Origin of the sequence: Enterobacter sp. ECC-249, assembly GCF_043965265.1 — a bacterium.
GTDB lineage: Bacteria > Pseudomonadota > Gammaproteobacteria > Enterobacterales > Enterobacteriaceae > Enterobacter > Enterobacter quasiroggenkampii.
Map to the genome: position 1 here is coordinate 1,490,181 of NZ_CP143660.1, position 16,447 is coordinate 1,506,627.

Genomic DNA, 16,447 nt, shown 5'->3' on the forward strand with positions numbered 1-16,447 from the left:
GACAATATGGCGATTTGGGTTGATGCGGACGCGTGTCCGAACGTGATTAAAGAGATTTTATTTCGCGCCGCCGAGCGCGTTCAGATGCCGCTGACGCTGGTGGCGAACCAGAATATTCGCGTACCGCCTTCGCGGTTCATCCGCTCTTTGCGCGTGCCGGCCGGGTTTGACGTAGCGGATAACGAAATTGTTCGCCTGTGCAGCGCGGAGGATCTGGTGATCACGGCGGATATTCCGCTGGCTGCCGAAGTGCTGGAGAAAGGGGCGGCGGCGCTCAATCCGCGCGGTGAGCGATACTCGCCGTCGACCATTCGCGAGAAGCTCACCATGCGCGATTTCATGGATACGATGCGGGCCAGCGGCGTGCAGACCGGTGGACCGGACAGCCTGTCACAGCGCGATCGCCAGCAGTTTGCTGCCGAACTGGATAAATGGCTGCTGGAAGTGAAGCGCCGCACAGCGTAATGATAATTATTGTCAATTTGTGGTACAGTGTGGCCTCCACAGGGTTGTCATCCCGTACCGCTTTGCAGTAAAGTAATCGCAACATCTTCTGCAATTATTTCTTTACACTCTTCAGCCATCCGGCATCAAGGGGAACACCTGGCTATGACCCAACCCATCTTTTTAGTTGGCCCCCGCGGCTGTGGGAAAACCACCGTTGGCCTGGAGCTGGCACGCGTGTGTCATCGCCAGTTTGTGGATACCGACCACTGGCTGCAAACCGAGGCCGGAAAAACCATCGCTGAGATTGTTGAGCAAGAGGGATGGGAAAGCTTTCGCGCGCGCGAAACCGCCGCGCTGAAAGCGGTCACCACCCCGTCTGCCGTGATCGCGACCGGTGGGGGCATTGTTCTGGCGGAGTGTAATCGTCACTTTATGCGCGAAAAGGGTATTGTGATTTACCTCAGCGCGCCGGTGTCGGCTCTGGTAGGGCGTCTGGAAGCTTTTCCGGAAGAGGGGCAACGCCCTGCGCTGACCTCCAGGCCACTCAACGAAGAGGTGAGTGAAGTGCTGGCGGAACGCGATGCGCTATACCGCGAAGGGGCTCACCACGTGGTGGATGCGTCTGCCTCTCCCGAAGACGTTGTGATTCAGATTATTACCGCCCTGCGTTTGGCTTGTGCCAGCTAAGCGGCGTCTATACTTATAGCTCAGACATAAAAAAAGGATGAGCTATGCCAACCAGACCTCCCTATCCGCGTGAAGCGCGCATTGTTACCGTTGAAAAAGGCCATACGGGTCATACCGTGACCTGGTATCAACTGCGTGCGGATCACCCAAAACCGGACTCGCTGATCAGTGAACACGAGACTGAGCAGGAAGCGCTGGATGCGAAACGGCGCTACGAAGATCCCGACATAACCTGAATGTTTTCCTAAACGCTCCAGGATCGTGCCTGAATCACACTTTTTACTCATCGTGAAAGTTAAGCAGGAGTTAATATTTAGTTATTACAAGTAACTCCGGTATCGGCAGGCGATCTTTACATTTCGATGACGGGATCACCTGCTACGCTTGGTGCTGTTTTGTTGAAAAAATGAACTGTGCAGCGTAGTGAGCCTGTACCTGTGTGCACGATGTTGGAGTAATGGAAGGCGATAAAGATGAAGGCAACGTTGGCGATCCTCACCATTGGTGTGGTCCCTGTAAGCGAAGTGTTACCGCTCTTAACCGAGCATGTATCTGAACAACAGATAACGCATCTGAGCCTGCTGGGGAAGATGAGTCGGGAAGAGGTCATGGAGGACTACGCTGTCGAGGCGGGGGAGGATCCCCTGGCGACGTTATTAAGTGACGGTAAACTGGCGCACGTTTCACGCCAGAAAATCGAGCGCTCGCTGCAGGGCGTGATAGAAGTGCTCGATAATCAAGGTTATGACGTTATTTTGCTGATGAGCACGGCCCCCATTAAGGGGCTCACGGCGCGCAATGCGATTTTGCTGGAACCGATGCGCATCATTCCACCGCTGGTGGCCTCCATCGTCGATGGTCATCAGGTGGGGGTGATTGTCCCCATCGAGGAACTCATGGATAACCAGGAAGCAAAATGGCACGTGCTGGAAAAAGTGCCCTTGTATGCGCTGGCAAATCCGTTCTGGGACAGCGAGGCCAAGCTCATTGCTGCCGGGAAGGAACTGCTGGAGAGAGGGGCAGATGTCCTGATCCTGGACTGCCTGGGTTTCCATCAGCATCATCGTGATTTGCTGCAAAAAGCGCTGGATGTGCCCGTACTGTTATCCAACGTTCTGATGGCTCGCCTGGCCTCGGAACTCCTCATGTAATGATTTTGCGTGACAGGTGATGAGCATGGCCCCTATAGTGAATTTTTATCTAAAAATATAAGGGCCAGTTCATGCTTCAGAGTAACGAATACTTTTCCGGTAAAGTGAAATCCATTGGTTTTACCAGCAGCAGCACTGGCCGCGCCAGTGTCGGCGTTATGGCGGAAGGCGAATACACCTTTGGCACGGCGGAAGCGGAAGAAATGACGGTGGTCAGCGGTGCGCTGAACGTCTTACTGCCGGGTGAAACGGAATGGAAAGTTTACGCTGCCGGGCAAGTTTTCAACGTCCCTGGCCACAGCGAGTTTCATTTGCAGGTCGCTGAACCTACCTCTTATCTGTGCCGCTATCTGAAATAAAAAATAAGCCGGGTGGTGCTAATGCTTACCCGGCCTAAGTTTTGCCTGTTATCTCTGCGCTTCGCCGCCGAGACCTTCCACCAGATTCTGAATCAACGCAGCCAGCTCGCCGGTCATCAGGATAAAGTCCGCGTCAAAACGCTGGGCGTAATCTTCCCTGTCGATATCTTCGTTCTGATCGCGCAGCTCGTCGCAGAACTTCAGACGCTTCACGGAGCCGTCGTCGCACATCATGAACTGAATGCGCTGCTGCCAGTCGAGTGCCAGCTTGGTCACGACTTTGCCCGCTTCAATGTGTACGGCGATCTCGTCGCTCACCAGATCCTGCTTTTTCGCGCGGATCACACCGCCATCTTCCAGCAGGGCTTTTAGCTCGGCTTCATCAAGGATCTGGAAACCCTGAGCCGCAGCACCGCTGCGTACCCATTCGGTGAGCGTTAACTCAATTGGCGTTTCCAGCGCCAGCGGAACGACCGGTAAAGATCCGATGCTTTTACGCAGCAGGGCCAGCGTGTCTTCTGCTTTCTTGGCGCTGGCGCAGTCCACCATGATCAGCCCGTTAACGGTGTCGATCCACATCATGGTCTGGCTGAAGCGGCTAAAGGCGCGCGGCAGCAGGGAGTGCAGCACTTCATCCTTCAGCGAATCTTTTTCGGTCTTTTTCAGCTTGCGGCCCTGCTCGGCTTCCAGCTTGAAAATTTTTGCTTCGAGCGCCTGCTTAACCACCGGCGTGGGCAGAATCTTCTCTTCTTTACGGGCGCAGACGATGATTTGACCCGTGCTGCTGGCGTGGGTCAGTGCATCGCTTTGTGAACCCATTGGCGGAACCCAACCGGTTTTCGCCATATCCTGGCTACCGCAAGGGGAAAAGGTATAAGCGGCTAACTGTTTTTCCATCTCTTCTGCACGCAGCGAAACGTCGCGGCTGAGACGGTAAACCATCAAATTTTTGAACCACAGCATGATAATTTCCACGGCCTTGTCGTTAAATCAGCGGGCATGATAACGAATTGTCGCATCGCTTGCATTGCTAATCGGGAAGCGTGCTTCTACTCTGTTGATAATCAAAATAATGAGGAGAGTCTTGTGCGTATTGGGATCGATTTGGGCGGCACCAAAACAGAAGTTATCGCACTGAGCGAGCAGGGGGAGCAGCTGTTTCGCCACCGTCTGCCTACGCCGCGCGATGATTATCACCAGACTATCGAGACGATTGCCAGGCTGGTTGAGATGGCAGAGCAGGCGACCGGGCAAACCGGCAGCGTCGGGATGGGGATCCCGGGGTCGATCTCGCCGTATACCGGCGTGGTTAAAAATGCTAACTCCACCTGGCTCAACGGCCAGCCGTTTGATAAAGACTTAAGCGCGCGCCTGAACCGGGACGTGCGTCTGGCCAACGACGCCAACTGCCTGGCGGTCTCTGAGGCCATTGACGGCGCGGCGGCCGGTGCCCAGACCGTGTTTGCGGTGATCATCGGTACCGGCTGCGGCGCGGGGGTGGCGTTCGGCGGGCGCGCCCATATTGGCGGCAACGGCACGGCGGGCGAGTGGGGACACAACCCGCTGCCGTGGATGGATGAAGACGAGCTTAAATACCGCACCGAAGTGCCGTGCTACTGCGGAAAACAGGGCTGTATTGAGACGTTTATCTCCGGTACCGGTTTTGCGACCGACTACCACCGTCTGAGCGGCCAGCCGCTCAAGGGAAATGAGATCATGCGTCTCGTCGAAGAGCAGGACCCGGTGGCGGAGCTGGCCCTGAGCCGCTACGAAATGCGGCTGGCGAAATCGCTGGCCCACGTGGTGAATATTCTCGATCCTGACGTGATAGTGCTGGGTGGCGGCATGAGCAACGTCGATCGGCTTTACGCCACGGTGCCGAACCTGGTAAAGCAGTGGGTCTTCGGCGGCGAGTGTGAAACCCCGATCCGCAAAGCGCTGCACGGGGACTCCAGCGGCGTGCGCGGCGCGGCGTGGTTATGGCCAGTAAATTCGTAGGCCCGGTAAGCGAAGCGCCACCGGGCGAATTCAGGCAGCTGCAAAAAAAAGCCGGGTGGCGGCTACGCCTTACCCGGCCTACAGATGGAGTGGACCTTTACTGCACAGCAAATTCCCTGTCCAGCTTGCTATACCCCAGCCCGTTAATCTTCTTCACTTTGATCTGCACCGGGATGCGCTCTTTCATCGCCTCTACGTGGCTGATCACGCCGATGGTTTTCCCGGTGGCGTTCAGCGCGTCGAGCGCATCCAGCGCGGTATCCAGCGTTTCACTGTCGAGCGTGCCGAACCCTTCATCCAGGAACAGGGAATCGATCCGCGTTTTATGACTCACCAGATCGGAAAGCGCCAGCGCCAGCGCCAGGCTGACCAGGAAGCTCTCGCCGCCGGAGAGGGTGCGCGTATCGCGGACCGCATCCGCCTGCCACGTATCCACCACTTCCAGCTCCAGCGCGTCGCTGGCCTTGCGCTGCAATAAATAACGCCCGTGCAGACGGTTAAGCTGCTGGTTAGCAAGCCAGACAAGATTGTCCAGCGTCAGCCCCTGGGCGAACTTACGGAACTTGTCGCCGGTGCTTGAGCCGATCAGCGCGTTCAGGTAACCCCAGTCGTCCGCCTGGCGCGCGGCCTCTTCAATTTGCTGCATCAACGCCAGCTGGTGCTGGCGGTTATCGCTGTCCTGCTTAAGCTGCTGACGGATCTCGCCCTGATGCGTGGTGTTCTCGCGCAGCCGTTGCGCCAGCTGCTGCAGCTGGCTTTGCAGCGTGGGAGCATCTGCATTTAACCCTTCCGGACGCAGCGCCAGATGAGACTGCAGCTGTTGGTTCGCTTGCCCGCATAGAGCCGCGGCCTGCTGTATCTGGTTTTCCAGCGACTGTTTCAGCTGTTCGAGGTGGCGAATGGCTTCGTCATCCAGCAGCGCGGCAAGGAACGCGTCCCGATCGGCAAAGCAGCTCGCCGAGAGCGCCGCGGTGAACTGCGTCTCCGACTGCTGCAGGCGCTCTTGCTCCAGCTTTTCCTGCTGATGCTGCGCGGTGAGCTGGCTCTGCAGCGACAGGCATTCGTCGTGGACGTCGCGCCAGTTTTCAGGGATAACCGGTTCGGCTTCTTCGCTGTTCGTTGCCGGAAGCGCGTCGAGCAGCGGCTTCAGGGCGTTTATGCGTTCCAGAAGCACGCCGTGCTGCGTTTGCGTTTCCTGCCACAGCGCGAATTCCGCTTCACGGGCCTGAAGCCAGGCGGCTTCCTGACCCTCTTCAGGTGCGTTAAGTGAGAGCGCGAGCAGGGCATATTCCAGCGCCTGGCGCGTGGCCGCCAGCTGCTGCTGATACTGCCGCTCCTGCGCTTCCTGTTCGTTCAGCTGGTTTTGAAGGGTCAGCCGCTGGCTGAGCTGATAAAGCTGGCGCTCGTAATGTTCCTGTTCGTTCAGCCATGGCGAGATATCGTCCTGAATATTCAACGCTATATTCAGGGAAGCACAGGCCTCCATCCACTCTTTAGTGAGTGCTTGCTCTTCCTGATAGAGCGTCTGAACTTCGTCTGTCTCGCGCTGGATCTGCTGACTCAGGGCATTGACCTGCCCCAGCACCAGCAGGCCTTCCTCTTTAAGCGCGGCGACCTCTTTTTCCAGGGCATCACGGCGGCGCTGGTTATCCGTCAGCTCGAGAGACTGGTATTGCTCAACGGCGGGATGCTCGCAGGAACCGCACAGTGGACAGGGTTTGCCCGCCTCAAGCTGCGAACGATAGCTTTCCAGGCCTTTTATCGTCGCTTCGCGTTCGCAAAGGGCCTTCAGATCCAGATAATGCTGGTGTTTCTCTTTGTACTGCTGGCGGCGCAGGGCCAGCGTTTCATTGAGCTTATTTTGTTCGGCCTGGGCCTTCTGCACGCTTTCACCGCTCTGGCGCAGGCGCTTTTGCAGCGGCTGATAGCGGGCATGCAGCGAGGTTAGCTGCTGGCGCAGCGGGCGTGACCGAGTCTGCTGCTCCATGGCCGCGCTAACCTCATCCGCCGTCAGGGTCAGCGCATTTTCCGGCATCCCGGCCAGCCTGTTGCGTAATTCGCTCATCCGTGCAGCAAGCGTGGCTAACTGCGTTTTGTCGCGGTTAAGCTGCGATAACTGGGCGCGCCAGCCGGCAATTTCTTGCCCCAGCAGGCGATAGCGCTCGTGCTGCGCCATCCACTGCGCCAGCGCCGTCAGCTCGGTTTGAAGCTGCTCATTATTACGCTGGGCGGTATGACGAATCCGTGCGCGCAGCGCGGTTTTGGCTTGTAAGCGAGTATTTACTTCGATAATTCGCTGCTGGGTTTGCGTCAGGCGCGCGGTTTGCTCCTGCTGATGATCCCAAAGCGGCCGAAGCTGGGCGGCGGGGAGAGCAAGCTGGAGCTTAGCCAGCTCTGGCGCAGCGTTCGTCAGCGCCTGTTGCGCCTGCTGCTGCATCGCGGTGACGCGCTGTTGCTCGCGCACGAGCTCATCATGACGCGTAAGCCACTGAAAATCTTTCTGCTGGCTTTGCTGCTGAACCAGCAGGGTTTTCTCTTCGTCAGTAAGTGCCTGCAAACTTTGCTGTAACTGCTGCTGTTGCTCTTCACTCAACAGCACGACGCCCGCCGCCTGTGCCTCGTACTTTTCAAGCACGCTGCGGGCGGCTTTGTGTTTTTCAAACACCATGGCGGAAATCTGGCCGTAGATCTCGGTGCCGGTCAGCTCTTCCAGCAGCTCGGCGCGGTCGCTCGGCCTGGCGTTAAGGAAGGCGGCAAACTGCCCCTGTGAGAGCAGCATTGAGCGGGTAAAGCGGCCATAGTCCAGTCCGGTGAGCGCGGCGGTTTGCTCCAGTTTATCCGACACTTTGTCGGCCAGGATTTTGCCATCTTCGCAGCGCGCCAGCTCCACGCGCGGCGCCTGCAGGTTTCCGTCCGGCTGATTGCGCGCGCGGTTCTGGCTCCAGAAGGCGCGATAGGCGGTCCCTTTTACCTCGAACTCCACTTCCGCCAGGCACTCGGCGGTGTCGCGCGTCATCAGGTCGTTTTGCGCCTGAGAGACCTTCTGCAGTCGCGGCGTTTCGTGATAAAGCGCCAGACAGATGGCGTCGAGCAGGGTAGTTTTTCCTGCCCCGGTCGCGCCGGTGATGGCAAACAGCCCGTTGCTGGCAAACGGCTCCGCGGTAAAGTCAATTTTCCACTCGCCCTTAAGGGAGTTGAGGTTTTTCAGGCGCAGGCTCAAAATTTTCATGCGTTTTCTTCCTCATCATTGAGCGCATGCAGGGTATGGCTGAACAGTTCGCTGAGTCTTGCGCGCTTCGCGTCGTCAATTTCCTCCTGCGAGAGCCTGCGTTCAAACACCTCTTCAACCCGAAGCTCACTGAGCGTTTCGCGTTGAGCGCTTAACAGCATTTTCTCGCGCTGCTCGCGGCTGCGGCGTACCAGTAAGACTTCGACGGGCAAATCCTCCGTCAGCGCCTGAATTTTGCGCTGCATATCGTGCAGGTAGTCATCGGTGGTGATTTCGATATCCAGCCAGACGGGGGGATCTTGTTCGACACCGCGCCACTGTTCCAGCTGGGCTGTAATGGCGTCGAGATCGCCCTTTAGCACCGCCAGCGGCTGGGTGACCGGTACTTCCAGCGTCTCGACGGCGCGGAGTTTTCCCTCGCTGAAGCTCACCAGATGCACGGATTTGGCTTTGCCCGTTTCGTCAAAGCTGAGCGAAATGGGGGAGCCACAGTAGCGGATGTGCTCGCTGCCGCCAATAACCTGCGCGCGGTGGATATGCCCGAGCGCAATGTAGTCGGCTGGCGGGAAGTTCTGCGCCGGAAAGGCGTCCAGCGTGCCGATATAGATGTCACGCACGGCGTCACTTTTACTGGCCCCGACGGTGGTGAGATGCCCGGTCGCAATCACCGGAATCGGCTGGTCGCCGCGCAGGGTGCAGGCTTCGGCATGCTGCTGGTGATAATAGTCGGTGATGGCCTGCAAGAGATGCTGCTGCTTTTCTGCACCCGACAGCCCCGCCTGGCTTTGCACGATGTCGCGCGGCCGTAAAAAAGGTATCGGACACAGCACCGCCCCCGGCGACCCGTCGCGTTTTTTTAGAATTTGCGGGGCGTGCCCGGCGCTGGCGACGACGGTGGTATTGAGAAACGCCAGGATGTCGCGGGATTCATTCAGCGTCGCGACGGAATCGTGGTTGCCGGCGACAATCACCAGATGACAGCCGGTTTGCTGCAGATTTACCACGAAGCGGTTATATAGCTCGCGCGCATAGCTCGGCGGAGAGCCGGTATCAAAGATGTCACCCGCCACGATAATCGCGTCCACCTCGTGCGTCCGGGCCGTTTCCAGCAGCCAGTTCAGGAACGACTCATGTTCAGCCGCACGGCTTTTGCTGTAAAAATTTTGACCCAGATGCCAGTCCGAGGTGTGAAGTATGCGCATAGCTGATCCGTGGCAAAAAAGAGAAAGCAGGATTATAAACGTTCAGAGAAGGGAAAATAACCGCTGTAATAAAACAACGGTTTGCCCGTTAACGTGGTACTGTTTTTCATAAATCTGTCATAAATCTGACGCATAATGGCGCCGAATTACAAACTTGTAACGTAAATAAGATAAGACAGGGCAAAGTATGGCGAGACGTATTCTGGTCGTAGAAGATGAAGCTCCAATTCGTGAAATGGTGTGCTTCGTGCTCGAACAAAATGGCTTCCAGCCGGTTGAAGCTGAAGATTATGACAGCGCAGTGAACCAGCTGAATGAACCCTGGCCCGATCTGATTCTGCTGGACTGGATGTTGCCCGGCGGCTCCGGACTGCAGTTTATCAAACACCTGAAGCGTGAGGCGCTGACCCGCGACATCCCGGTTGTGATGCTCACGGCGCGCGGAGAAGAAGAGGATCGCGTGCGCGGTCTGGAGACCGGCGCGGACGATTACATTACCAAACCGTTCTCCCCCAAAGAGCTGGTGGCCCGCATCAAAGCCGTGATGCGCCGTATTTCGCCGATGGCGGTGGAAGAGGTGATCGAAATGCAGGGGCTGAGCCTTGATCCGACGTCTCACCGCGTGATGACCGGTGAAAACCCCCTCGACATGGGGCCTACCGAATTTAAACTCCTGCACTTCTTCATGACCCACCCGGAACGCGTATACAGCCGCGAGCAGTTGCTGAATAACGTCTGGGGAACTAACGTGTATGTCGAAGACCGGACGGTTGACGTACATATCCGCCGCCTGCGAAAAGCACTGGAACTGAGCGGCCACGATCGCATGGTGCAGACGGTCCGCGGCACGGGTTATCGTTTTTCTACCCGTTTCTGAACAATGACAGGAGTGTGACGCGTGCTGGAACGTCTGTCATGGAAAAGGCTCGTCTTTGAACTGATCTTATGCTGTATTCCGGCCTTCATTCTGGGGGCCTTTCTTGGACACCTGCCGTGGTTTCTGCTTGCGTCGGTCACCGGGCTGCTCATCTGGCATTTCTGGAACCTGCTGCGCCTCTCCTGGTGGCTGTGGGTTGACCGAAGCATGACGCCGCCGCCGGGAAGCGGCAGCTGGGAGCCGCTGCTGTACGGTTTGCATCAGATGCAGATGCGTAATAAAAAGCGCCGCCGCGAGCTGGGAAGCCTGATTAAGCGTTTTCGCAGCGGTGCGGAGTCGCTGCCGGATGCCGTAATTCTGACGACCGAAGAAGGGACGATCTTCTGGTGTAACGGCCTGGCGCAGCAGCTGCTGGGCCTGCGCTGGCCGGATGACAATGGACAGAATATCCTCAACCTTCTGCGTTATCCCGAGTTCACGCTGTACCTGAAAAAGCGTGACTTCACACGCCCGCACAATCTCAAGCTCAATAATGGTCGCCATCTGGAGATCCGCGTGATGCCCTACAGCGATAAGCAGTGGCTGATGGTGGCGCGTGATGTTACCCAGATGCACCAGCTGGAAGGGGCGCGTCGCAACTTCTTCGCCAACGTCAGCCACGAACTGCGAACCCCGTTGACCGTGCTGCAGGGCTACCTGGAGATGATGCAGGAGCAAACGCTGGAAGGCGCGCCGCGTGAAAAAGCGCTGCACACCATGCGCGAGCAAACGCACCGGATGGAAGGCCTGGTGAAGCAGCTGCTGACGCTCTCGAAGATTGAAGCGGCGCCAACGCTCGCGCTGAATGACACTATTGATGTTCCGATGATGCTGCGGGTCGTGGAGCGTGAAGCGCAGACGTTAAGCCACAAAAAGCATCACCTGACCTTTGAGGTTGACAACACGCTGAAGGTGCTGGGCAGTGAGGATGAGCTGCGTAGCGCCATTTCTAACCTGGTGTATAACGCGGTAAATCATACGCCGGAGGGGACAAATATCGTGGTGCGCTGGCACCATGCCCCAACGGGGGCCGAGTTTAGCGTGGAGGACAACGGGCCGGGGATCGCGCCGGAGCATATTCCGCGTCTGACCGAGCGCTTCTACCGTGTGGATAAAGCGCGATCGCGGCAGACGGGCGGAAGCGGCCTGGGGCTGGCAATTGTGAAACACGCGGTCAATCACCATGAAAGCCGTCTCGATATTCAGAGTACCCTGGGCAAAGGAACCCGCTTTAGCTTCGTTATCCCGGAACGATTAATTGCCAAAAAGATCGCCTGACGGCGGGCGTGTCATTTTACCTTTCCACGGGTCAGCCATTGCTGGCCCGTTTGCTTTGCAGTCAAGCGAAACGCGGATGAATTTTATACGGCTGGCTATTTTTTGTTCGCATGATTAGCCATGGGTTTTTCTTATAAACAGCGTATTGTGCTGGTGCGTATTTTCATGCTGGCATATTGTTCTGGTTTTACGATCCCACCTTGCCTTTAAACGTTATAAGCGTTTAAATTGCGCCCCAGATACTGTCAGACCGACTGTATTTGCGTGGTAAATCGAAAAACTATTCTTCTCCACGCCAGGACGGGAGCATTTCCCGCTGAAATTGAGCAAATTTTCGGCTGTATCGTCCCGTAAGGGAGAACGAAAATCTCAATGTTTTCAACACCACATCCACAGGCAGTAAGGTTTTATGACCCATCACTTAAAATCGCGTGACATCATCGCGCTGGGCTTTATGACATTTGCGCTGTTCGTTGGCGCAGGCAACATCATTTTCCCTCCAATGGTTGGCTTACAGGCGGGTGAACACGTCTGGACCGCCGCGTTTGGTTTCCTGATTACTGCCGTGGGTCTGCCGGTGCTGACCGTCATCGCGCTGGCGAAAGTCGGCGGCGGTGTGGATAGCCTCAGCTCCCCGATCGGCAAAGTGGCAGGCGTTCTGCTGGCAACCGTCTGCTATCTGGCCGTGGGGCCGCTGTTTGCCACCCCGCGTACCGCGACCGTTTCCTTCGAAGTGGGGATTGCTCCCCTGACCGGTGACGGCGCGATGCCGCTGTTCATCTACAGCCTGATCTACTTCGCTATCGTGATTCTGGTTTCCCTCTATCCTGGCAAGCTGCTGGATACCGTGGGTAACTTCCTGGCTCCGCTGAAAATTGTGGCGCTGATTGTTCTGGCGGTAGCGGCTGTCGTCTGGCCCGCCGGCCCGATTAGCGACGCGATGGACGCCTATAAAAACGCCGCGTTTTCTAACGGCTTCGTGAACGGCTACCTGACGATGGATACGCTGGGCGCGATGGTGTTTGGTATCGTGATCGTTAACGCCGCGCGTTCCCGCGGTGTGACCGAGGCGCGTCTGCTGACCCGCTATACCATCTGGGCCGGCCTGATGGCCGGTGTGGGTCTGACGCTGCTGTATCTGGCGCTGTTCCGCCTGGGCTCCGATAGCGCCATGCTGGTCGATCAGAACGCCAACGGTGCGGCTATCCTGCACGCCTACGTTCAGCACACCTTCGGCGGTGCGGGCAGTATGCTGCTGGCGGCGCTGATCTTCCTGGCCTGTCTGGTTACCGCCGTTGGCCTGACCTGCGCCTGCGCAGAGTTCTTTGCGCAGTATCTGCCGCTCTCTTACCGCACCCTGGTGTTTATCCTTGGTATCTTCTCCATGGCGGTATCCAACCTCGGTCTGAGCCACCTGATTCAGGTCTCTATTCCGGTACTGACGGCGATTTATCCGCCGTGCATCGTGCTGGTTGTGCTGAGCTTCACCCGCCCGTGGTGGAACAACTCCTCACGAATTATTGCGCCAGCCATGTTTATCAGCCTGATTTTTGGTATCCTTGACGGGATTAAAGCATCAGCGTTCGCTGAAGTTCTGCCAGCCTGGACACAGCGTCTGCCGCTGTCCGAGCAGGGTCTGGCCTGGCTGATGCCTACCGTTGTTGCGCTGGTTCTGGCGATTATCTGGGACCGTGCTGCAGGGCGTCAGGTCGCATCGAACGCCCATTAATCAACGGCAACAAACTGTTTAACCACGGGGCTTAAGGCCCCGTGGTTTTTTGTTTTTTCGTGTTGAATGGCAAGATTTAAATGGAAAGCACTAACAAACTTAAACGTGGATTGAGCACGCGCCACATCCGCTTTATGGCGCTGGGCTCGGCTATCGGCACCGGTCTTTTTTATGGCTCGGCAGATGCCATCAAAATGGCCGGTCCCAGCGTGCTGCTGGCGTACATCATCGGCGGCGTGGCGGCGTATATCATCATGCGCGCCCTCGGCGAAATGTCGGTTCACAATCCGTCTGCCAGCTCCTTCTCCCGCTACGCGCAGGAAAACCTCGGCCCGCTGGCCGGATTTATCACCGGCTGGACCTACTGCTTCGAAATCCTGATTGTGGCGATTGCCGACGTGACGGCGTTTGGCATTTATATGGGCGTCTGGTTCCCGGCGGTGCCGCACTGGATTTGGGTGCTGAGCGTGGTGCTGATCATTTGCGCCGTCAACCTGATGAGCGTGAAGGTGTTCGGCGAACTGGAGTTCTGGTTCTCCTTCTTTAAGGTCGCGACCATCATCATCATGATTGTGGCCGGTTTCGGCATCATCATCTGGGGGATTGGCAACGGCGGGCAGCCGACCGGGATCCACAACCTCTGGAGCAACGGCGGCTTCTTCAGCAACGGCTGGCTCGGGATGGTCATGTCGCTACAGATGGTGATGTTCGCCTACGGCGGTATCGAGATTATCGGTATCACCGCCGGGGAAGCGAAAGACCCGGAGAAATCCATTCCGCGCGCCATCAACTCGGTACCGATGCGTATTCTGGTGTTCTACGTGGGTACGCTGTTCGTGATTATGTCCATCTACCCGTGGAACCAGGTGGGCACCAACGGTAGCCCGTTTGTCCTGACCTTCCAGCATATGGGCATTGCGTTTGCGGCCAGCATTCTCAACTTTGTGGTGCTTACCGCGTCGCTTTCCGCGATCAACAGTGACGTCTTTGGCGTGGGCCGTATGCTGCACGGCATGGCGGAGCAGGGCAGTGCGCCGAAGGTGTTCGCCAAAACCTCGCGCCGCGGCACGCCGTGGGTGACCGTCGTGGTGATGACCGTTGCGCTGCTGTTCTCGGTTTACCTGAACTACATCATGCCGGAGAACGTCTTCCTGGTGATTGCGTCCCTGGCAACCTTCGCAACGGTATGGGTGTGGATCATGATCCTGCTGTCGCAGATTGCCTTCCGCCGTCGCCTGTCGCCGGATGAGGCGAAAGCGCTGAAGTTCAAAGTACCGGGCGGGGTGGCGACGACCGTCGTCGGGCTGATCTTCCTGGTGTTTATCATTGGCCTGATTGGCTACCATCCGGACACCCGCATTTCGCTCTACGTGGGCTGCGCGTGGATTGTGCTGCTGCTGGTGGGCTGGGTGTTTAAATGCCGCCGCGACCGTCAGCTGGCGGAAGCGCAGTAACATCCTTTTCCCCTCTCCCCGTGGGAGAGGGTTAGGGTGAGGGCATCAGGCCGCGCTGATGCCTCATCCCCCGTCCTCCTCCCCCAATAAATCACGTCATGGTGAGCTATCCTTAACCACCCTGTGGCAAGGTGACGTCAATTTCATCAAAGGGGATTCGTGATGTTAAACGCCTGGCACCTTCCGGTTGCCCCATTTGTTAAGCAAAACAAAGACAACCTTGTGATTACGCTCTGGCTGGCGGGGGAAAATCAGCCTGAACGCGTGACGCTCCGCGCCGAAATCGATAACGAAGAAACCGGGCTGAAAATGCACAAGCTGCGCAGTCAGCCTCAGCCGGGGATCACCGCCTGGCGGGCGAATATCGACCTGCGTAGCGGACAGCCGCGCCGCCGCTACAGCTTTAAGCTTTTGTGGAACAACCGCCAGCTGTGGTTTACCCCGCAGGGGTTTAGCCGTTTCCCACCTGCACGGCTGGAGCAGTTTGCGGTCGATTACCCGGATAACGGCCCGCAGTGGGTTAACGATCAGATCTTTTACCAGATTTTCCCGGACCGCTTTGCGCGCAGCGAAAAGCGCACCGAGCAGCAGGATAAGGTTTATTACCACCACGCGGCGGGTCACGACGTCATTATGAAAGCGTGGGATGACCCGGTCACGGCGCAGGCGGGCGGATCGACCTTCTACGGCGGCGATCTCGACGGCATCAGCGAAAAGCTGCCGTACCTGAAAAAACTGGGCGTGACGGCGCTCTATCTCAACCCGGTGTTCAAGGCCCCGAGCGTACATAAATACGATACCGAAGATTATCGCCACGTTGACGCGCAGTTTGGCGGTGACGAGGCGCTGCTGCGCCTGCGTAAGAACACCCAAAACGAAGGTATGCGCCTCATTCTGGACGGCGTGTTCAACCACAGCGGAGATTCGCATGCGTGGTTTGATCGGCATAACCAGTCGATGGGCGGGGCATGCCATAACCCGGATTCGCCGCAGCGCGACTGGTATAGCTTTAATGAGGAGGGGCGTGCGCTGGACTGGCTGGGCTACCCGAGCCTGCCGAAGCTGGATTTCCAGTCGCCAACGCTCGTGAATGAAATCTACGGCGGCGAAGACAGCATCGTGCGCCACTGGCTGAAGGCGCCGTGGAATATGGACGGCTGGCGTCTGGACGTAGTGCACATGCTCGGCGAAGCGGGCGGGGCGCGGAATAACCTTCAGCACGTCGCCGGGATTACGCGCTCGGCAAAAGCGGCCCAGCCGGAGGCGTTCGTCTTTGGCGAGCACTTTGGCGACGCGCGCCAGTGGTTGCAGAACGATGCGGAAGATGCGGCGATGAACTATCGCGGCTTTACCTTCCCGCTGTGGGGATTCCTCGCTAACACCGATATCTCCTACGATCCGAATCATATCGACGCTGAAACCTGCATGGCGTGGATGGAGAACTACCGCGCCGGCCTGTCGCATCAGCAGCAGCTGCGGATGTTTAACCAGCTCGATAGCCACGATACCGCGCGCTTTAAATCCCTGCTCGGCAAGGATGTTGCGCGTCTGCCGCTGGCGGTGATCTGGCTCTTCTCCTGGCCGGGCGTACCGTGCATCTACTACGGAGACGAGGTGGGGCTGGACGGCAACAACGATCCGTTCTGCCGCAAAACCTTCCCGTGGGAGCCAGCGAAGCAGGACAAGGTGCTGTTCAGCCTGTATCAGCGGCTCGCGAAGCTGCGTAAGCAGAGTCTCGCCCTGCGCTACGGCGGCTGTCAGGTGGTGTACGCCCACGATAACGTGGTGGTGTTTGCTCGCGTCTATAACCAGCAGCGCGTGCTGGTGGCGATCAACCGGGGCGAGGCCTGCGAAGTGGTGCTGGATGATTCACCGCTGCTTAAGGTGGCTGCGTGGAAGAGCAAAGAGGGCAAGGCGACGATACAGGACGGCGTGCTGGCTCTGCCTGCGGTATCCGCGACGATCTGGTTCGGCAGTTAAGACCTGTTAATGTTTCC

Annotated in this window: 14 protein-coding genes; 11 read left to right on the plus strand and 3 right to left on the minus strand. The window is 57.5% G+C overall.

What is annotated here, in order from left to right:
• The first annotated feature begins 6 nt into the window (after positions 1–6).
• From V1587_RS07125 to ppnP, 5 genes are all read left to right on the plus strand, one after another.
• Entirely contained in the window at positions 7–465 is a 459-nt protein-coding gene (locus V1587_RS07125) for a YaiI/YqxD family protein (RefSeq protein ID WP_010428006.1), read from the plus strand.
• Between the two features lie 144 nt (positions 466–609).
• On the plus strand, positions 610–1,134 hold the full coding sequence (gene aroL, locus V1587_RS07130) for a shikimate kinase AroL (protein WP_371898736.1): 525 nt from the start codon (positions 610–612) through the stop codon (positions 1,132–1,134).
• Positions 1,135–1,178: 44 nt separating this feature from the next.
• Positions 1,179–1,370 (plus strand): protein YaiA, encoded by a 192-nt coding sequence (yaiA, locus tag V1587_RS07135; protein WP_023334675.1) that lies wholly within the window; start codon positions 1,179–1,181, stop codon positions 1,368–1,370.
• A 237-nt stretch (positions 1,371–1,607) separates the two neighbouring features.
• Positions 1,608–2,285 (plus strand): AroM family protein, encoded by a 678-nt coding sequence (locus V1587_RS07140; protein ID WP_008503271.1) that lies wholly within the window; start codon positions 1,608–1,610, stop codon positions 2,283–2,285.
• Positions 2,286–2,356: 71 nt separating this feature from the next.
• The gene (gene ppnP / locus V1587_RS07145; RefSeq protein WP_008503270.1) at positions 2,357–2,644 is read left to right on the plus strand and encodes a pyrimidine/purine nucleoside phosphorylase; all 288 of its coding nucleotides are present in this window, start codon (positions 2,357–2,359) and stop codon (positions 2,642–2,644) included.
• A gap of 48 nt (positions 2,645–2,692) precedes the next feature.
• Here ppnP and rdgC read toward each other — a convergent pair whose 3' ends face one another.
• Positions 2,693–3,607 carry a recombination-associated protein RdgC gene (rdgC, locus tag V1587_RS07150; RefSeq protein WP_028017678.1) on the minus strand — a complete coding sequence of 305 codons (915 nt, stop codon included), beginning with the start codon at positions 3,605–3,607 and terminating at the stop codon, positions 2,693–2,695.
• A gap of 123 nt (positions 3,608–3,730) precedes the next feature.
• Here rdgC and mak point away from each other — a divergent pair, with 123 nt between their 5' ends.
• Positions 3,731–4,642 (plus strand): fructokinase, encoded by a 912-nt coding sequence (gene mak / locus V1587_RS07155; RefSeq protein WP_371898737.1) that lies wholly within the window; start codon positions 3,731–3,733, stop codon positions 4,640–4,642.
• Positions 4,643–4,739: 97 nt separating this feature from the next.
• Here the strand turns inward: mak and sbcC are convergent, their stop codons facing one another.
• Together sbcC and sbcD are read right to left on the minus strand one after the other, a co-directional pair.
• On the minus strand, positions 4,740–7,871 hold the full coding sequence (gene sbcC, locus V1587_RS07160) for an exonuclease subunit SbcC (RefSeq protein ID WP_371898738.1): 3,132 nt from the start codon (positions 7,869–7,871) through the stop codon (positions 4,740–4,742).
• Entirely contained in the window at positions 7,868–9,073 is a 1,206-nt protein-coding gene (sbcD, locus tag V1587_RS07165; protein WP_371898739.1) for an exonuclease subunit SbcD, read from the minus strand. The genes sbcC and sbcD overlap by 4 nt, the downstream gene beginning before the upstream one ends.
• A 187-nt stretch (positions 9,074–9,260) precedes the next feature.
• Here sbcD and phoB point away from each other — a divergent pair, with 187 nt between their 5' ends.
• The 5 genes from phoB to malZ all read left to right on the plus strand — a co-directional run bounded on the left by phoB (position 9,261) and on the right by malZ (position 16,430).
• Positions 9,261–9,950, plus strand: coding sequence for a phosphate response regulator transcription factor PhoB (gene phoB / locus V1587_RS07170; RefSeq protein WP_008503265.1), 690 nt, complete (start codon positions 9,261–9,263; stop codon positions 9,948–9,950).
• 21 nt (positions 9,951–9,971) lie between these two features.
• On the plus strand, positions 9,972–11,267 hold the full coding sequence (phoR, locus tag V1587_RS07175) for a phosphate regulon sensor histidine kinase PhoR (protein WP_045400639.1): 1,296 nt from the start codon (positions 9,972–9,974) through the stop codon (positions 11,265–11,267).
• 409 nt (positions 11,268–11,676) lie between these two features.
• Positions 11,677–12,996, plus strand: a complete 1,320-nt coding sequence (gene brnQ, locus V1587_RS07180; RefSeq protein WP_371898740.1) for a branched-chain amino acid transporter carrier protein BrnQ — start codon at positions 11,677–11,679, stop codon at positions 12,994–12,996.
• Between the two features lie 80 nt (positions 12,997–13,076).
• Positions 13,077–14,450 carry a proline-specific permease ProY gene (gene proY / locus V1587_RS07185; protein ID WP_008503261.1) on the plus strand — a complete coding sequence of 458 codons (1,374 nt, stop codon included), beginning with the start codon at positions 13,077–13,079 and terminating at the stop codon, positions 14,448–14,450.
• A 162-nt stretch (positions 14,451–14,612) separates the two neighbouring features.
• A complete protein-coding gene (gene malZ / locus V1587_RS07190; protein WP_371898741.1) occupies positions 14,613–16,430 on the plus strand; it encodes a maltodextrin glucosidase in 1,818 nt (605 codons plus the stop codon).
• Positions 16,431–16,447: the final 17 nt, after the last annotated feature.

Coding starts and splice junctions, on each gene's coding strand:
- V1587_RS07125 (WP_010428006.1), top strand. CDS start 7: ATGGCGATTTGGGTTGATGCGGACGCGTGTCCGAACGTGATTAAAGAG.
- aroL (WP_371898736.1), top strand. CDS start 610: ATGACCCAACCCATCTTTTTAGTTGGCCCCCGCGGCTGTGGGAAAACC.
- yaiA (WP_023334675.1), top strand. CDS start 1,179: ATGCCAACCAGACCTCCCTATCCGCGTGAAGCGCGCATTGTTACCGTT.
- V1587_RS07140 (WP_008503271.1), top strand. CDS start 1,608: ATGAAGGCAACGTTGGCGATCCTCACCATTGGTGTGGTCCCTGTAAGC.
- ppnP (WP_008503270.1), top strand. CDS start 2,357: ATGCTTCAGAGTAACGAATACTTTTCCGGTAAAGTGAAATCCATTGGT.
- rdgC (WP_028017678.1), bottom strand. CDS start 3,607: ATGCTGTGGTTCAAAAATTTGATGGTTTACCGTCTCAGCCGCGACGTT.
- sbcC (WP_371898738.1), bottom strand. CDS start 7,871: ATGAAAATTTTGAGCCTGCGCCTGAAAAACCTCAACTCCCTTAAGGGC.
- sbcD (WP_371898739.1), bottom strand. CDS start 9,073: ATGCGCATACTTCACACCTCGGACTGGCATCTGGGTCAAAATTTTTAC.
- phoB (WP_008503265.1), top strand. CDS start 9,261: ATGGCGAGACGTATTCTGGTCGTAGAAGATGAAGCTCCAATTCGTGAA.
- brnQ (WP_371898740.1), top strand. CDS start 11,677: ATGACCCATCACTTAAAATCGCGTGACATCATCGCGCTGGGCTTTATG.
- proY (WP_008503261.1), top strand. CDS start 13,077: ATGGAAAGCACTAACAAACTTAAACGTGGATTGAGCACGCGCCACATC.
- malZ (WP_371898741.1), top strand. CDS start 14,613: ATGTTAAACGCCTGGCACCTTCCGGTTGCCCCATTTGTTAAGCAAAAC.